The sequence below is a fragment of the Streptomyces mutabilis genome (genome assembly GCF_046628145.1).
Classification (GTDB): domain Bacteria; phylum Actinomycetota; class Actinomycetes; order Streptomycetales; family Streptomycetaceae; genus Streptomyces; species Streptomyces mutabilis.
Window position 1 is genome coordinate 4,891,095 of record NZ_CP176874.1, and the last position, 14,942, is coordinate 4,906,036.

The 14,942-nt window shown below is 72.9% G+C and carries 14 protein-coding genes; 5 read left to right on the forward strand and 9 right to left on the reverse strand.

The annotated features are described in order from the left end of the window. Positions 1-52: 52 nt before the first annotated feature. From ACLIN4_RS22180 to ACLIN4_RS22190, 3 genes are all read right to left on the reverse strand, one after another. Positions 53-1,714, reverse strand: a complete 1,662-nt coding sequence (locus tag ACLIN4_RS22180) for a phospho-sugar mutase (protein WP_411576772.1) — start codon at positions 1,712-1,714, stop codon at positions 53-55. Positions 1,715-2,254: 540 nt separating this feature from the next. Next, positions 2,255-3,079 (reverse strand): purine-nucleoside phosphorylase, encoded by an 825-nt coding sequence (locus tag ACLIN4_RS22185; RefSeq protein WP_381911743.1) that lies wholly within the window; start codon positions 3,077-3,079, stop codon positions 2,255-2,257. A 93-nt stretch (positions 3,080-3,172) separates the two neighbouring features. Next, positions 3,173-3,610 carry a gamma-glutamylcyclotransferase gene (locus ACLIN4_RS22190; protein ID WP_100046002.1) on the reverse strand — a complete coding sequence of 146 codons (438 nt, stop codon included), beginning with the start codon at positions 3,608-3,610 and terminating at the stop codon, positions 3,173-3,175. Between the two features lie 71 nt (positions 3,611-3,681). On the opposite strand from ACLIN4_RS22190, the gene ACLIN4_RS22195 reads away from it, so the two are divergent. Further along, complete coding sequence (locus ACLIN4_RS22195; protein ID WP_179342813.1) at positions 3,682-5,130, forward strand: NAD(P)H-quinone dehydrogenase; 1,449 nt, start codon at positions 3,682-3,684, stop codon at positions 5,128-5,130. Between the two features lie 179 nt (positions 5,131-5,309). Next, positions 5,310-6,287, forward strand: coding sequence for a DeoR/GlpR family DNA-binding transcription regulator (locus ACLIN4_RS22200; RefSeq protein ID WP_289904433.1), 978 nt, complete (start codon positions 5,310-5,312; stop codon positions 6,285-6,287). A gap of 102 nt (positions 6,288-6,389) precedes the next feature. On the opposite strand, the gene ACLIN4_RS22205 is transcribed toward ACLIN4_RS22200, so the two are convergent. Then, positions 6,390-8,162, reverse strand: a complete 1,773-nt coding sequence (locus ACLIN4_RS22205) for an acetyl/propionyl/methylcrotonyl-CoA carboxylase subunit alpha (RefSeq protein ID WP_100046000.1) — start codon at positions 8,160-8,162, stop codon at positions 6,390-6,392. A 374-nt stretch (positions 8,163-8,536) separates the two neighbouring features. Here ACLIN4_RS22205 and ACLIN4_RS22210 point away from each other — a divergent pair, with 374 nt between their 5' ends. Then, entirely contained in the window at positions 8,537-9,016 is a 480-nt protein-coding gene (locus ACLIN4_RS22210) for a hypothetical protein (RefSeq protein ID WP_107480478.1), read from the forward strand. On the opposite strand, the gene ACLIN4_RS22215 is transcribed toward ACLIN4_RS22210, so the two are convergent. The 4 genes from ACLIN4_RS22215 to ACLIN4_RS22230 all read right to left on the reverse strand — a co-directional run bounded on the left by ACLIN4_RS22215 (position 8,985) and on the right by ACLIN4_RS22230 (position 11,684). Further along, positions 8,985-9,605, reverse strand: a complete 621-nt coding sequence (locus ACLIN4_RS22215) for a nucleoside triphosphate pyrophosphatase (RefSeq protein WP_100045998.1) — start codon at positions 9,603-9,605, stop codon at positions 8,985-8,987. The two genes, ACLIN4_RS22210 and ACLIN4_RS22215, sit on opposite strands and share 32 nt — an antisense overlap. Before the next feature lie 32 nt (positions 9,606-9,637). Beyond that, entirely contained in the window at positions 9,638-9,766 is a 129-nt protein-coding gene (mmpB, locus tag ACLIN4_RS22220; protein ID WP_100045997.1) for a morphogenic membrane protein MmpB, read from the reverse strand. A 109-nt stretch (positions 9,767-9,875) separates the two neighbouring features. Beyond that, on the reverse strand, positions 9,876-10,082 hold the full coding sequence (locus ACLIN4_RS22225; protein ID WP_269955342.1) for an acyl-CoA carboxylase epsilon subunit: 207 nt from the start codon (positions 10,080-10,082) through the stop codon (positions 9,876-9,878). A gap of 9 nt (positions 10,083-10,091) precedes the next feature. Then, the gene (locus tag ACLIN4_RS22230; protein WP_107480387.1) at positions 10,092-11,684 is read right to left on the reverse strand and encodes an acyl-CoA carboxylase subunit beta; all 1,593 of its coding nucleotides are present in this window, start codon (positions 11,682-11,684) and stop codon (positions 10,092-10,094) included. Between the two features lie 110 nt (positions 11,685-11,794). Here ACLIN4_RS22230 and ACLIN4_RS22235 point away from each other — a divergent pair, with 110 nt between their 5' ends. Both ACLIN4_RS22235 and ACLIN4_RS22240 read left to right on the forward strand, forming a co-directional pair. Then, positions 11,795-12,664, forward strand: coding sequence for a biotin--[acetyl-CoA-carboxylase] ligase (locus tag ACLIN4_RS22235; protein WP_107480386.1), 870 nt, complete (start codon positions 11,795-11,797; stop codon positions 12,662-12,664). A gap of 114 nt (positions 12,665-12,778) precedes the next feature. Beyond that, positions 12,779-13,921, forward strand: coding sequence for an adenylate/guanylate cyclase domain-containing protein (locus ACLIN4_RS22240; RefSeq protein WP_107480385.1), 1,143 nt, complete (start codon positions 12,779-12,781; stop codon positions 13,919-13,921). Between the two features lie 168 nt (positions 13,922-14,089). On the opposite strand, the gene ACLIN4_RS22245 is transcribed toward ACLIN4_RS22240, so the two are convergent. Further along, the gene (locus ACLIN4_RS22245) at positions 14,090-14,782 is read right to left on the reverse strand and encodes a hypothetical protein (RefSeq protein WP_411576145.1); all 693 of its coding nucleotides are present in this window, start codon (positions 14,780-14,782) and stop codon (positions 14,090-14,092) included. Positions 14,783-14,942 lie beyond the last annotated feature (160 nt).

The following is a 14,942-nucleotide window of genomic DNA, read 5'->3' on the forward strand; positions in this document are numbered from 1 at the left end:
TCCGGGTGGGGGCACCCCATCGGGATCGGGTGAGGCCGGCGGGGGCGTGCGGTCAGATGCCCGCCGTTGCCGACAGGTCCCGCTTGAGGGCCGCCAGCAGGTCCTGCGCCGTTGCGCGGGCCTGAGGGAGGTCGGCGTGCGCCGTGACCGGGACGACCACCTCCAGGTAGCACTTCAGCTTCGGCTCCGTACCGCTCGGGCGGACGATCACGCGGGCGCCGTCGAGCGTGTAGCGCAGACCGTCCGTGGGCGGGAGCGTGTCCGTGCCCCGGGTGAGGTCCTCCGCGTTCGTGACGGGCAGGCCGGCGAGGCGGGTCGGGGGCTGTTCGCGCAGGCGGTGCATCGCGGCGGCGATCAGGGAGAGGTCCTCGACGCGGACCGAGAGCTGGTCGGTGGCGTGCAGGCCGTGCTCGACCGCGATGTCGTCGAGGAGGTCGAGGAGGGTGCGGCCCTCCTCCTTGAGGGTGGACGCCAGCTCCGTGATCAGGAGGGCCGCGGTGATGCCGTCCTTGTCGCGGACGCCCTCCGGGTCGACGCAGTAGCCGAGGGCTTCCTCGTAGCCGTAGCGGATGCCGTCGACGCGGGCGATCCACTTGAAGCCGGTGAGGGTCTCCTCGTAGGGGAGGTGCGCCTTCTCGGCGATGCGGCCGAGGAGGGAGGAGGAGACGATCGACTCGGCGAACGTGCCGTGCGCTCCGCGGGTGACCAGGTGGGCGGCGAGGAGGGCGCCGACCTCGTCGCCGCGGAGCATGCGCCAGTCGGTGCCGGTCCCTCCGGGGGTGGGGACGGCGACGGCGAGGCGGTCGGCGTCGGGGTCGTTGGCGATGACCAGGTCGGGGGCCGGGGTCGTCTCGCGGGCCTTCGCGAAGGCGAGGTCCATCGCGCCGGGCTCTTCCGGGTTGGGGAAGGCGACGGTCGGGAAGTCCGGGTCGGGGTCGGCCTGCTCGGTGACGAGGGCGGGGGTGGGGAAGCCGGCCCGGGCGAAGGCGGCGAGGAGGGTGTCCTTGCCGACGCCGTGCATCGCCGTGTAGACGGTGCGGGCGGTGCGGGGGGAGTCGGGGGCGAGGACGGCGTCCGTGCGGGCGAGGTAGGCGTCGAGGACGTCGTCGCCGAGGGTCTGCCAGCCGGTGGTGGGGCGGGGCACGTCGTTCAGGGAGCGTACGGCGTCGATCTCGGCGGCGATGTCGGCGTCGGCCGGGGGCACGATCTGGGAGCCGTCGCCGAGGTACACCTTGTAGCCGTTGTCGCGGGGCGGGTTGTGGCTGGCAGTGACCTCCACGCCGGCGACGGCGCCGAGGTGGCGGATGGCGAACGCGAGGACCGGGGTGGGGAGCGGGCGGGGGAGCACGGCGGCGCGGAGTCCGGCGCCGGTCATGACGGCGGCGGTGTCGCGGGCGAAGTCCTCCGACTTGTGGCGGGCGTCGTAGCCGATGACGACCAGGCCGTTGTCGTGACCCTGCTTCTTGAGGTACGCGGCGAGGCCGGCGGCGGCGCGGATGACGACGGCGCGGTTCATGCGCAGGGGGCCGGCACCGAGTTCGCCGCGCAGGCCGGCGGTGCCGAACTGGAGGGTGCCGGAGAAGCGCGCGGTGAGCTCCGCGTGGTCCTCGGTGTCGATGAGCGTGGCGAGTTCGGCGCGGGTGTCCGCGTCGGGGTCCTCGGCCAGCCATGCCTTGGCCCGTGCGAGGAGGTCGTCGTCGTGCACGTCGGTCAGCCTCTCGTGTGTCTGTGGTGGGGGTGGGGCGGGTGCCTGCGGCGGCCTGTGCGGGGTGCCTCCGGCGGTGGGCGGGGGTGCCTGCGGCGGCCTGTGCGGGTGGGTGTCTGGGGTGCCTGTGGCGCCGCTGCGGGTTCGGTGGGGGCGCGGGGTGCCTGCGGCGGCCTGTGCGGGTTCGGTGGGGGTGCGGGTAGCGCGTTCGGTTGTGCGGTGGGTCGGGGCCGCGCCGGGGGGTGTCCGTCCTCGGAACGGCGCGGAATCGGTCGGCTACGGGGGTGAACGGCGCGGACGCGCCAACCGCTGCGGGCGGACACCCCCCGACACGTCCCCTTCCCGCCGTACGCGGCTTTCCGTCCACGCGGGTGCCGCCGTCTCACGTAGCTGCGGGCAGTCGTGCCGCTGGGGCGATGGGGGTCCCCCACTCGAGCGAAGCCGAGAGTGGGGAGGGTGGGCGCAGCGGCACCCCGCAGCGCCGAGCCGCGACACCCACCCCCGCCCACGCCGGGTGCGCAGGGAGACGCCGGGGCGGAGAAGCCCCGGTTACAGGCGCCCCAGCACCTGCGTCAGCAGTGCCCCCATCCGCGCGGCGGAGTCGCGGCCCGCCTGGAGGACCTCCTCGTGGTTCAGGGGCTCCCCCGTCATGCCCGCCGCGAGGTTGGTCACCAGCGAGATGCCCAGCACCTCCGCACCGGCCTCGCGGGCCGCGATCGCCTCCAGGACCGTCGACATGCCCACCAGGTCGGCCCCGATCACGCGGGCCATGCGGATCTCGGCCGGCGTCTCGTAGTGCGGGCCGGGGAACTGGGCGTAGACGCCCTCCTCCAGCGTGGGGTCGACCTCCTTGCACAGGGCCCGCAGGCGCGGGGAGTACAGGTCGGTGAGGTCGACGAAGTTCGCGCCGACGATGGGGGAGGTGGCGGTGAGGTTGATGTGGTCGCTGATCAGGACCGGCTGGCCGGGGCGCATGCCCTCGCGCAGGCCGCCGCAGCCGTTGGTCAGGACCACCGTCTTGGCGCCGGCGGCGACCGCCGTGCGGACGCCGTGGGAGACGGCGGCCACGCCGTGGCCCTCGTAGTAGTGGGTGCGGCCCAGGAAGACCAGCGCGCGCTTGTCGCCGAGGGCGTACGAGCGGATCTTGCCGCCGTGCCCCTGCACCGCGGGCTCGGGGAAGCCCGGCAGGTCGGTGACCTGGAACTCGGTCTCGGGGGCGCCCAGGGCGTCCACGGCCGGTGCCCAGCCGGAGCCCATCACGAGGGCGACGTCGTGGGTCTCGGCGCCGGTGAGTTCGCGCAGGCGGGCCGCGGCGGCGTCGGCGGCGGCGTAGGGGTCGCCCTGGATGTCGTCCGGAAGAAGAGATGCGTTCACGCCGAAGAGGGTAGCCGGTTTACGCCTACGCGCGTAGATGATGGAGGTCACGGGATTCGGATTGTTGGTTTGTTGATTTCGACGAGAGGGCGTTCAGCAGGGGCGCTTGCGGAGTTCCATGACGTAGTCGTGGGGCGCGCCGGCCGATTCGGCGGCGTCCGCCACCTCGCCCAGGTAGCGGGCGGAGGGCAGGCCGCCCTCGTAGGCGTTCAGGACGTACGTCCACGCCTTCTCCTCGCCGTCCAGGGTGTGTACGCGCACGCGGGTGCGGCGGTAGATGTCCAGGCCCACGCCCTCCCAGCGGTCGAGGGAGTCCTCGTCCATCGGGGCGATGTCGTAGAGGGAGACGAAGACCTGGGAGATCGGGTCCTCCACGAGGGTCGCCAGCGCGCCCTCCCAGCCCATGTGCTCGCCCCCGAAGGTCAGCCGCCACCCGTTCAGCCAGCCGGTCGCGCGCAGCGGCGAGTGCGGGGCGCGGCGGGTCATCAACCGCGCGTCGAGGTTGCCGGCGTACGCGGCGTAGAGCGACATGGGGAGAGGGTACGCGCCGTTCCTGTAACGACGGCGCCCCCGGGCGGCCCCACGTTGAAGGGTGCGGGACAATGGAGTACGTGACTCGGATCGTGATCATTGGTGGCGGACCCGGCGGATACGAAGCGGCGCTGGTGGCCGCTCAGCTCGGCGCGGAGGTGACCGTCGTCGACTGCGACGGTCTGGGCGGGGCGTCGGTGCTGACCGACTGCGTGCCGTCCAAGACCCTCATCGCCACGGCTGAGGTGATGACCACCTTCGACTCGTCCTACGAGGAGCTGGGGATCATCGTCGCCGACGACACCCCGCCCATGGAGCAGGCAGCCCGGGTGGTCGGAGTCGATCTGGGCAAGGTCAACCGGCGTGTGAAGCGGCTCGCGCTCGCTCAGTCGCACGACATCACCGCCTCCGTGACGCGCGCCGGTGCGCGGGTGATGCGCGGGCGTGGGCGGCTGGAGGGCATGCAGGCCCTCGACGGCTCGCGGAAGGTCGTGGTGCGGGCCGCCGACGGGAGCGAGGAGACGCTCACCGCGGACGCGGTGCTGATCGCGACCGGCGGTCACCCCCGCGAGCTGCCGGACGCGCGGCCCGACGGTGAGCGCATCCTGAACTGGACCCAGGTCTACGACCTGGACGAGCTGCCGGAAGAGCTGATCGTGGTCGGGTCCGGTGTGACCGGCGCCGAGTTCGCCGGTGCCTACCAGGCGCTCGGCTCGCGGGTCACGCTCGTGTCGTCGCGGGACCGGGTGCTGCCCGGGGAGGACCCCGACGCCGCCGCCGTGCTGGAGGACGTGTTCCGGCGGCGCGGGATGAACGTCATGTCGCGGTCCCGGGCCCAGTCCGCCAAGCGGGTGGGCGACCGGGTGGAGGTGACGCTCGCCGACGGGCGGGTCATCACCGGGTCGCACTGCCTGATGGCCGTCGGCGCCATCCCCAACACCGAGGGGATGGGGCTGGAGGAGGCCGGGGTCAAGCTCAAGGACTCCGGGCACATCCGCACCGACCGGGTGTCGCGGACCTCGGCCCCCGGCGTGTACGCCGCCGGTGACGTCACCGGCGTCTTCGCCCTCGCCTCGGTGGCCGCCATGCAGGGGCGGATCGCGATGTACCACTTCCTCGGGGACGCGGTCACGCCGCTGAACCTGAAGACCGTCTCCGCCAACGTCTTCACCGACCCCGAGATCGCCACCGTCGGTTACTCGCAGGCCGACGTCGACGCCGGCAAGATCGACGCCCGCGTGGTGAAGCTGCCGCTGCTGCGCAACCCGCGCGCCAAGATGCAGGGCATCCGGGACGGCTTCGTCAAGATCTTCTGCCGGCCCGGTACCGAGATCGTCGTGGGCGGTGTGGTCGTGGCGCCGCGCGCCTCCGAGCTCATCCATCCCATCTCGATCGCGGTCGACAACAACCTGACGGTCGAACAGATCGCGAACGCCTTCACCGTGTACCCGTCCCTTTCGGGGTCGATCGCGGAGGTGGCACGGCAGCTGCACACGCGCAAGGCCGGCGGGGAAGGCTAGCGTCCGCCGTCGCGGCGTGAACCGAATCCCCGCCGGTCACGGGGAGTTGTGGCCCTTGCGGGCGGCATAGGCGGCCGGGGTAGGCGCGTATACCACTTCCGCCTCTGCTGTGCGAACAACTTCTGTTATTCGGCGCATACTGCTGAAAGCAGACGGTCGTTGGGGTTACTGTCAGTTTCGTGTTCGCTGCAGAACGTCGCCAATTGATCCTCGAAATGGTGCGAGCGAACGGGGCCGTGTCGCTCCGTGAGCTCGCCCGCGTCGTCCAGACCTCCGAAGTGACCGTACGGCGGGACGTGCGCGCACTGGAGGCAGAAGGACTCCTCGACCGCCGGCACGGCGGTGCGGTATTGCCGGGCGGGTTCACGCGGGAATCCGGCTTTCCGCAGAAGTCACATCTCGCGACCGCCGAGAAGACGGCCATCGCCGACCTCGCCGCGGGCTTCGTCGAAGAGGGCGAGGCCATCGTGGTGGGGGCGGGGACCACGACGCAGGAGCTGGCGCGCCGGCTCGCGCGGGTGCCCGGGCTGACCGTCGTCACCAACTCGCTGCTGGTCGCCCAGGCCCTCGCCCACGCCAACCGGGTCGAGGTCGTGATGACCGGAGGCACGCTCCGGGGGTCCAACTACGCCCTGGTCGGATCGGGCGCCGAGCAGTCCCTCCAAGGGCTGCGGGTGTCCAAGGCCTTCCTGTCCGGGAGCGGGCTGACGGCGGAGCGGGGGCTGTCCACGTCCAACATGCTGTCGGCGTCCGTCGACCGCGCACTGGTGCAGGCGGCCGCCGAGGTGGTGGTACTCGCCGACCACTCCAAGCTGGGCACGGACACCATGTTCCAGACCGTGCCGACGGACGTGATCACCCGCCTGGTCACGGACGAACCGCCCGCCCACGACGACCGCTGCGCCACCGAGCTCCAGGCCCTGGCGGACCAGGGCGTGCAGATCGCCGTGGCGGGGGCGTCCGGAGGTGCGACGGGGGCCTCGGGGCCCTCCGGGGGTGAATCCGTCCCGGCGCGTCAGCAGCGTCGGGACGTGCCGCTTCCGGGGCCACGCCGTCAGGTCCCGGGTGCCGCCGCGGGGTTGCGGTCGGCCGCGGCCCTGAGCGATCAGAACGCCGGTGCGGAACGGGCGCGCGTCGCGGATCTGCGCCGACGCTGAGCCGCCGACGGTTCGCCGCCTCCCCGGCAGCGATGACGGGGCGCCCGGCGGACCGAGTGGTCGGTGTCCGCCGGGCGCCCCGTCATCGTGTGGTGCGGGTGATCAGTCCTTGATCTCGCAGATCGCGGCACCCGAGGTGACGGAAGCGCCGACCTCGGCGCCCAGGCCCTTGATGGTGCCGGCCTTGTGGGCGTTGATGGGCTGTTCCATCTTCATGGCCTCCAGGACGACGATCAGGTCGCCCTCCTGGACCTCCTGGCCCTCTTCCACGGCGATCTTGACGATGGTGCCCTGCATCGGCGAGGCGAGGGTGTCGCCGGAGGCCGCGGGGCCGGACTTCTTCGCCGCGCGGCGCTTGGGCTTGGCGCCGGCCGCCAGGCCGGTGCGGGCCAGGGACATGCCGAGCGAGGACGGGAGGGAGACCTCCAGGCGCTTGCCGCCGACCTCGACGACCACGGTCTCGCGGCCCGCGTCCTCGTCCGTCTCCGCGTCGGCGGGGGCGGTGAAGGGCTTGATCTCGTTGACGAACTCCGTCTCGATCCAGCGGGTGTGGACCGTGAACGGGTCGCTGGAGCCGGTCAGCTCGGGCGCGAAGGCCGGGTCGGTGACGACCGCGCGGTGGAAGGGGATGGCGGTGGCCATGCCCTCCACGGTGAACTCCTCCAGGGCGCGGGCGGCGCGCTGGAGGGCCTCCTTGCGGGTGCGGCCGGTGACGATGAGCTTGGCGAGCAGGGAGTCCCAGGCCGGACCGATGACGCTGCCGGACTCGACGCCGGCGTCCAGGCGGACACCGGGACCGGTCGGCGGGGCGAACGTGGTCACCGTGCCGGGGGCCGGGAGGAAGTTGCGGCCCGGGTCCTCGCCGTTGATGCGGAACTCGAAGGAGTGGCCGCGCAGCACTGGGTCGTCGTAGCCGAGCTTCTCGCCGTCGGCGATGCGGAACATCTCCCGCACCAGGTCGATGCCGGCGACCTCCTCGGTGACCGGGTGCTCGACCTGGAGGCGGGTGTTGACCTCCAGGAAGGAGATCGTGCCGTCCGCGCCGACCAGGAACTCCACGGTGCCGGCGCCGACGTAGCCGGCCTCCTTCAGGATCGCCTTCGACGACGCGTACAGCTCGGCCAACTGCTCCTGGGACAGGAACGGCGCCGGGGCCTCCTCCACCAGCTTCTGGTGGCGGCGCTGGAGCGAGCAGTCACGGGTGGAGACGACGACCACGTTGCCGTGCTGGTCGGCCAGGCACTGCGTCTCCACGTGCCGGGGCTTGTCCAGGTAGCGCTCGACGAAGCACTCCCCGCGGCCGAACGCGGCCACCGCCTCGCGCACGGCGGAGTCGTACAGCTCGGGGACCTCTTCGAGGGTGCGGGCGACCTTCAGGCCGCGTCCGCCGCCGCCGAAGGCCGCCTTGATCGCGATCGGCAGGCCGTGTTCCTTCGCGAACGCCACGACCTCCTCCGAACCCGAGACCGGGTCCGGGGTGCCGGCGACCAGCGGGGCACCGGCCCGCTGGGCGATGTGCCTGGCCGCGACCTTGTCACCCAGGTCACGGATGGCCTGCGGCGGCGGGCCGATCCAGATCAGACCCGCGTCCAGCACCGCCTGCGCGAACTCGGCGTTCTCCGAGAGGAAGCCGTAGCCGGGGTGGATGGCGTCCGCGCCCGACTCCCGCGCGGCCTTGAGGACCTTGGAGATGTCCAGGTAGCTGGCGGCGGGGGTGTCACCACCCAGGGCGAACGCCTCATCAGCGACGCGGACATGCAGAGCGTCCCGGTCCGGGTCCGCGTAGACGGCCACGCTCGCGATCCCGGCGTCCCGGCAGGCCCGGGCCACGCGGACAGCGATTTCGCCACGGTTGGCGATGAGCACCTTGCGCACGATTGAGGCTCCCTCCTTGAAACAAGCCGAGTTTAGGGACTGCCGACACGGCACTTCGACCCGTCCCCAATGGTGAGCTTGCCCACACGGAGCGTGATTCGAGGCCCGCTCGACCCGCGAAAGTCCTTGTCGTACCGCGATACGCAGGACTCCTCGGGGAAACCCTAGCCCCACGGTGTGGGCAAGGTCTCTGTAAGAGGGTGCTGCGGGCCACTCCGTTTCTTTGTGGAGTCCCTACGAATGGCCCAATGATTCTTTGCCTGTCGCAGACCCCTTGTCCCCAGGTTTACCCGTGAGTAGCGTTCTGGATGTCTCGAACGTACTTGGGGTAACAGCTGCCGTGTGCGGCAGCGGTCGAAAGTGGGTGGGGACCGGTGACAGTGCGCAGGCCGGTGGCGTGGACCGTGGCGGTCGTACTCTTCGCGGAGGCGGTCGGTGTCGCGGCGCTCAACTGGTTCCTCGCGGTCGTCGTCGACCGGCAGGACATGTCCCTGGCCGGTCTCGACCCGGACATGATGTCCGTGTCCTCGAAGATCGGCGGAGTTGTCTTCGGGCTCTACTTCGCGCTGTGCGGGCTGGTCGCCCTGCTGGTGGCGGTGCGCGACCGGGCGCCCGCGGGCCTCGGCCGGATCCTGCTGATCAGCGCGGCCGTGGTGCACGGGCTGCTCGGCGCGTTCTCCTGGGGCCTGGTCGGCTGGCACGCCTTCCTGGCCATGGTCCTCGTCCTCGGCCTCATCGTGCTCCTGCTGATGACCTACGACGCCCGTGAGGAGGCCGCCGCCGTCCGGCCCGACGACGGCACGCCCGGCGACGGTTCCCCGGTCAGCCCTCCGCCGGCGCCCACAACTCCGTGATGCCGACCCCGAGCTCGGCCAGCAGACGCCGGAGCAGGGGCAGGCTGAGGCCGATCACGTTCCCGTGGTCGCCCTCGATGCCGTCGATGAAGGGGGCCGAGCGGCCGTCCAGGGTGAAGGCCCCGGCGACGTACAGCGGCTCGCCGGAGGCCACGTAGGCGGCGATCTCCTCGTCGGTCGGCTCGCCGAAGCGGACGACGGTGGAGGCGGTGGCCGAGACGTGGCGGCCGGAGGCGGTGTCCCAGACGCAGTGGCCGGTCTGGAGCGTGCCCGCCCGGCCGCGCATCGCCTTCCAGCGGGCGGTGGCCTCCTCGGCGTCCGCCGGCTTGCCGAGGGCCTGCCCGTCGAGGTCGAGCACCGAGTCGCAGCCGATCACCAGGGCGCCGTGGACCTCGGGCTTGGCGGCCACGACGGAGGCCTTCGCCTCGGCGAGGGCCAGGGCCAGCTCGGCCGGCGTGGGCGCGGTGACGGCGTCCTCGTCGACGCCGCTGACGAGTACTTCGGGGACGAGGCCGGCCTGACGGAGCAGGCCGAGCCGGGCCGGGGACTGGGAGGCGAGGACGAGTCGCCTGCGGCGCTGAGCGGTCATGCGGTCAGGTTAGCCACCGGTGCGGGGGCGGCTCATCTCAGGCCGATCACGATCATCGCCAGCAGCATGGCCGTGGCCAGGAGGACGCTCAGCCGCCGCAGCATGTGCTGCATGTCGCGCAGCTCTTCGGGCGGCTCGTTCTCGGGGTCGGACCACAGCATGCCTCCAGCGTGGGGCTTCAGCGGCAGGGGGCGCCTGAGTAGCGGTACTCAAATGGGCGCCCCCGTTGTCCCTCCGTGCGCGGTTCCCGCGCCCCTGAGGGCGTCCGCCTCAGCTCGGCCAGTAAGTGCGGCCCCATGACGCCGGGCCCGGGTGGGGCAGGCGGGCCGCCGCGATGCGGGACGGGTCGGACCACGCGTCGCGCGGGCCCTCGGCGCCGGACGGCTCGGCGGCCGCCGTCGCGGCGCGGGCGCGGACCACCGCCAGGGCGGCGGCCAGCTCCTCCGGAGTGGGGTTGCCCCGTACGACCTTGATCACAACGGCTCCTTACAGGGGGATGTTGCCGTGCTTCTTCGGAGGAAGGGATTCCCGCTTGGTGCGCAGCTGACGCAGGCCGCGGACGATGTGGCGGCGGGTGTCGGACGGCATGATCACCGCGTCGACGTAGCCGCGCTCGGCCGCGACGTAGGGGTTGAGGAGGGCGTCCTCGTACTCCTGGATCAGACGGGCGCGGGTGGCCTCGGCGTCGTCACCCGCGTCGGCGATGGTGCGGCGGTGCAGGATGTTGACCGCGCCCTGGGCGCCCATGACGGCGATCTGGGCGGTGGGCCAGGCCAGGTTGAGGTCGGCGCCCAGGTGCTTGGAGCCCATGACGTCGTAGGCGCCGCCGAAGGCCTTGCGGGTGATGACCGTGATGAGCGGGACGGTGGCCTCGGCGTAGGCGAAGATCAGCTTGGCGCCGCGGCGGATGATGCCGTCGTGCTCCTGGTCCACGCCCGGCAGGAAGCCGGGGACGTCCACGAAGGTCAGCACGGGCACGTTGAAGGCGTCGCAGGTGCGCACGAAGCGGGCCGCCTTCTCGGAGGCGGTGATGTCCAGGCACCCGGCGAACTGCATCGGCTGGTTGGCGACGATGCCGACCGGGCGGCCCTCGACCCGGCCGAAACCGGTGACGATGTTCGGCGCGAACAGCGGCTGCGTCTCGAAGAACTCGGCGTCGTCGAGGACGTGCTCGATGACGGCGTGCATGTCGTACGGCTGGTTCGCCGAGTCGGGGACGATCGTGTCCAGCTCGCGGTCCTCGTCCGTGACCTCGAGGTCCGCCTCCTCCGGGAAGGCCGGGGGCTCGGAGAGGTTGTTGGACGGCAGGTACGACAGCAGCTGCTTGACGTACTCGATGGCGTCCTTCTCGTCGCCGGCCATGTGGTGGGCCACGCCCGACGTGGAGTTGTGGGTGCGGGCGCCGCCCAGCTCCTCGAAGCCGACGTCCTCGCCGGTGACCGTCTTGATGACGTCGGGGCCGGTGATGAACATGTGGCTGGTCTGATCGACCATCACCGTGAAGTCGGTGATCGCGGGCGAGTAGACCGCGCCGCCCGCGCACGGGCCGACGACCAGGCTGATCTGCGGGATCACGCCGGAGGCGTGGGTGTTGCGGCGGAAGATCTCGCCGTACGCCCCCAGGGAGGCCACGCCCTCCTGGATGCGGGCGCCGCCGGAGTCGTTGATCCCGATGACCGGGCAGCCGGTCTTCAGCGCGAAGTCCATCACCTTGACGATCTTCTGGCCGTAGACCTCGCCCAGCGCGCCGCCGAAGACGGTGAAGTCCTGGGAGAAGACGGCGACCGGGCGGCCGTCCACGGTGCCGTAGCCGGTCACGACGCCGTCGCCGTAGGGGCGGTTGGCGTCCAGGCCGAAGTTGGTGGAGCGGTGCCGGGCGAACTCGTCCAGCTCGACGAAGGAGCCCTCGTCGAGGAGGAGGTCGATGCGCTCACGGGCCGTCAGCTTGCCCTTGGCGTGCTGCTTTTCCACGGCGCGTTCCGAACCGGCGTGCGTCGCTTCCTCGATACGGCGCCTCAGGTCCGCGAGCTTGCCCGCGGTCGTGTGGATGTCGGGCTGCTGCTCTTCCGGCTCGGACATCGGGATGCGGCTCCCTGCCTGCTCAAAAGGGGGGACGGTTACTCGTTCGTAGAGTAGTAGGGGGTCTTCCGATCGGCAGTGCGGTGTTTCCCACACCTAGGGTGGGTTGCATGACGCCCCCAGATGCCTCTGGCTCCTCCAGCAACAACCCGTGGTCCGACCTGAGCCGGCCGCCCCTCGCCACCACGGCCCTGCGCCGAGGGCTCGTGCGGGAGGGCGGGCTGTGGCGGCGGGTGGACGTGGTGCAGCGCACGGGGTCCACCAACACCGACCTCGTGGCCCGTGCCGCCGCGGGCGAGGCGGACGAGGGTTCCGTGCTGGTCGCCGAGGAGCAGACCGCCGCGCGGGGGCGGCTGGACCGGCAGTGGTCGGCGCCGCCGCGCTCCGGTCTCTTCTTCTCCGTACTGCTGCGGCCCGCCGAGGTGCCCGTGCAGCGCTGGGGCTGGCTGCCGCTGCTCACCGGTGTCGCGGTGGCGACCGGGCTGTCCCGCGTCGCGGGTGTGGACACGGCCCTGAAGTGGCCCAACGACCTCCTCGTCACCGTCGGCGACGAGGAGCGCAAGGCGGGCGGCATCCTCGCCGAGCGGGCCGGCGACGACGGGGTCGTCATCGGCGTCGGCATCAACGTCAGCCTCCGGGCGGACGAGCTGCCGGTCCCCCGCGCCGGTTCGCTGGCGCTGGCCGGAGCCGCGAACACCGACCGGGACCCGCTGCTGCGGGGCGTGCTGCGCTCCCTGGAGGACTGGTACGGGCGGTGGCGGGAGGCCGAGGGCGACCCGGAGGTCAGCGGGCTCCAGGAGACCTACGCCGCCGGGTGCGCGACGCTCGGGCGGATGGTGCGGGCGGAGCTCCCGGGCGACCGGTCGCTGGTGGGTGAGGCGGTCGCCGTGGACGGGGACGGGCGGCTGGTGCTGGCCACGGCGGCGGGCGTGCAGGAGCCGGTGGGAGCGGGGGACATCGTGCACTTGCGGTTGGCGTGAGGGCGGCCCCGGGCGGGCGCGGTGCGCGGGCCGAGCGGGAGTGAGCTGGGGCACACCTGACGTAAAGTTGGGGCCGGTCGAACCTGACCGCGGCAGATCGGAAGGGCAGCAGGCGTGACCGTCGACGACACGGGCTCCGGCGCGGACGGGGACGGCCGGGTGGACCCCGAGCCCGGCCCGGACTCCGCCGACTCCGGCGAGGACCCGCTCGCACTGCGCCTGGAAGGGCTCATCCTGGGCGCCGAGCGCCGCTACACCCCCTTCCAGGCCGCCCGCAGCGCGGGCGTCTCCATGGAGCTGGCCTCCCGTTTCTGGCGTGCCATGGGCTTCGCCGACATAGGCCAGGCCAGGGCGCTCACCGAGGCGGACGTCCTCGCCCTGCGGCGGCTCGCCGGCCTGGTGGAGGCGGGGCTGCTCAGCGAGGCGATGGCGGTGCAGGTGGCGCGGTCCACCGGGCAGACCACCGCCCGGTTGGCGGAGTGGCAGATCGACTCCTTCCTGGAGGGACTGACCGAGCCGCCCGAGCCCGGGATGACACGCACCGAGGTGACGTACCCGATCGTCGAGCTGCTCCTGCCCGAGCTGCAGGAGTTCCTGGTCTACGTCTGGCGGCGCCAGCTCGCCGCGTCGGCCGGCCGGGTCGTCCAGGCCGGGGACGACGAGGAGATGGTCGACCGGCGGCTCGCGGTCGGCTTCGCGGACCTGGTCGGCTTCACGCGGCTGACCCGCCGGATGGAGGAGGAGGAGCTCGGCGAGCTGGTCGAGGCCTTCGAGACCACCGCCGCCGACCTGGTCGCCGCGCGCGGCGGGCGCCTGATCAAGACCCTCGGCGACGAGGTGCTCTACGCCGCCGACGACGCCGGCACCGCCGCCGAGATCGCGCTGCTCCTCGTCGAGACGATGGCGAACGACGAGACCATGCCGGAACTGCGCGTCGGCATAGCCTTCGGCACGGTGACCACCCGGATGGGCGACGTCTTCGGCACGACCGTCAACCTCGCTTCGCGGCTCACGTCGATAGCCCCCCGCGACGCCGTCCTCGTCGACTCCGCCCTCGCCGAGGAGCTGGTCCGGACCCGGGACGCCCCCGCCTCGGAGGCGGCGGCGGCCGAGGAGGCCGCCACGGCCGAGAAGGAGGGCGAGGAGCCGCCGGCGTACCGCTTCGCGCTCCAGCCGATGTGGCAGCGGCCGGTGCGCGGCCTCGGCGTGGTCGAGCCGTGGCTGCTCACGCGGCGGGGGGACGGCGGGGAGTCCTAGGGCTCCCTGACCAGGGCGTCCTGCGGCAGACGCTGTGTGCCGGGCCCGCTGTGTGCCGGGCCCGCTGTGTGCCGGGCCCGTCGTGTGCCGGGCCCGTCCCGTGCCGGGCTGCTGTGTGCCGAGCCGTCCCGTGCGGTGCCGCCCTGCCCAGGGGCGGCACGGACCGCCTCAGCCGTCGTCGCCGAGCAGGCCCACGCAGAGGCCGATGATCGGCACGCACAGGCCCGGGTCATCGGGTTCCGGGGCCGGTGCGGGGGACGGCGGTGGCGTACCGCGGCTCGGGGGTGGTGCGGGAGCACCGGCGCCCGGGGGAGTGCTGGCGCCCGGAGGCGGCTCCGGTGGCCGCGGTGACCGCGGAGCGCGCGTGGCCGGAGTCCGGGCGTCCGGCCGCGCGGCGTCCGGATCCGGGCCGTGCCGGTCCGGGGTCTCCGGGACGGCTGTCGAGGAGGGCCGGAGCGCGTCCGAGGGGCCCTCGGCGGACGGGCCCGGTGGCAGGCCCGGCTCCGGAGATCCGCCCAGACCGCCCAGGGCCGAGGTCGCCGACGGGCTCGCCTCCGGTGAACCGGCGGTGCGCGTGGCGGCAGGCGCCGGGGCCCGGTCCGTGGCGGTGTCCCGCCCCGCGCCCGTCTCGACGCGCGGCCCGGCGTCCGCGCGGAACCCCTCCGCGTCCGTGCCGCCGGTGTCGGGCAGCAGGCGTACGAGGCTCAGGGCGCCGGCCGCCAGGGCGAGGCCGCCGGTGGTCAGCAGCGCCGTGCGGGGGCGGGGGCGGGGGCGGCGGTGCCGCCCCCGGTGGTCCCACGAGTGCCGCGGCCTCGTCGCCGTACCGGACGTGGTGGTACCGGTCGTACCGGTCGTCGTCATGGGCCCTCCCCGATGCGCGCACGCGCCCCCCTGCGCCGTGGCGGAGCGACGCTACGCGCCGGCGGCGGCCGGGATACGGCGGTCGGCCCGATGTCACTCGAACGGGTGGGCGGGGCGGTGCCGGGGGCGATGCGGGCGAGCGGGCGTGCCCGGCCTTTCC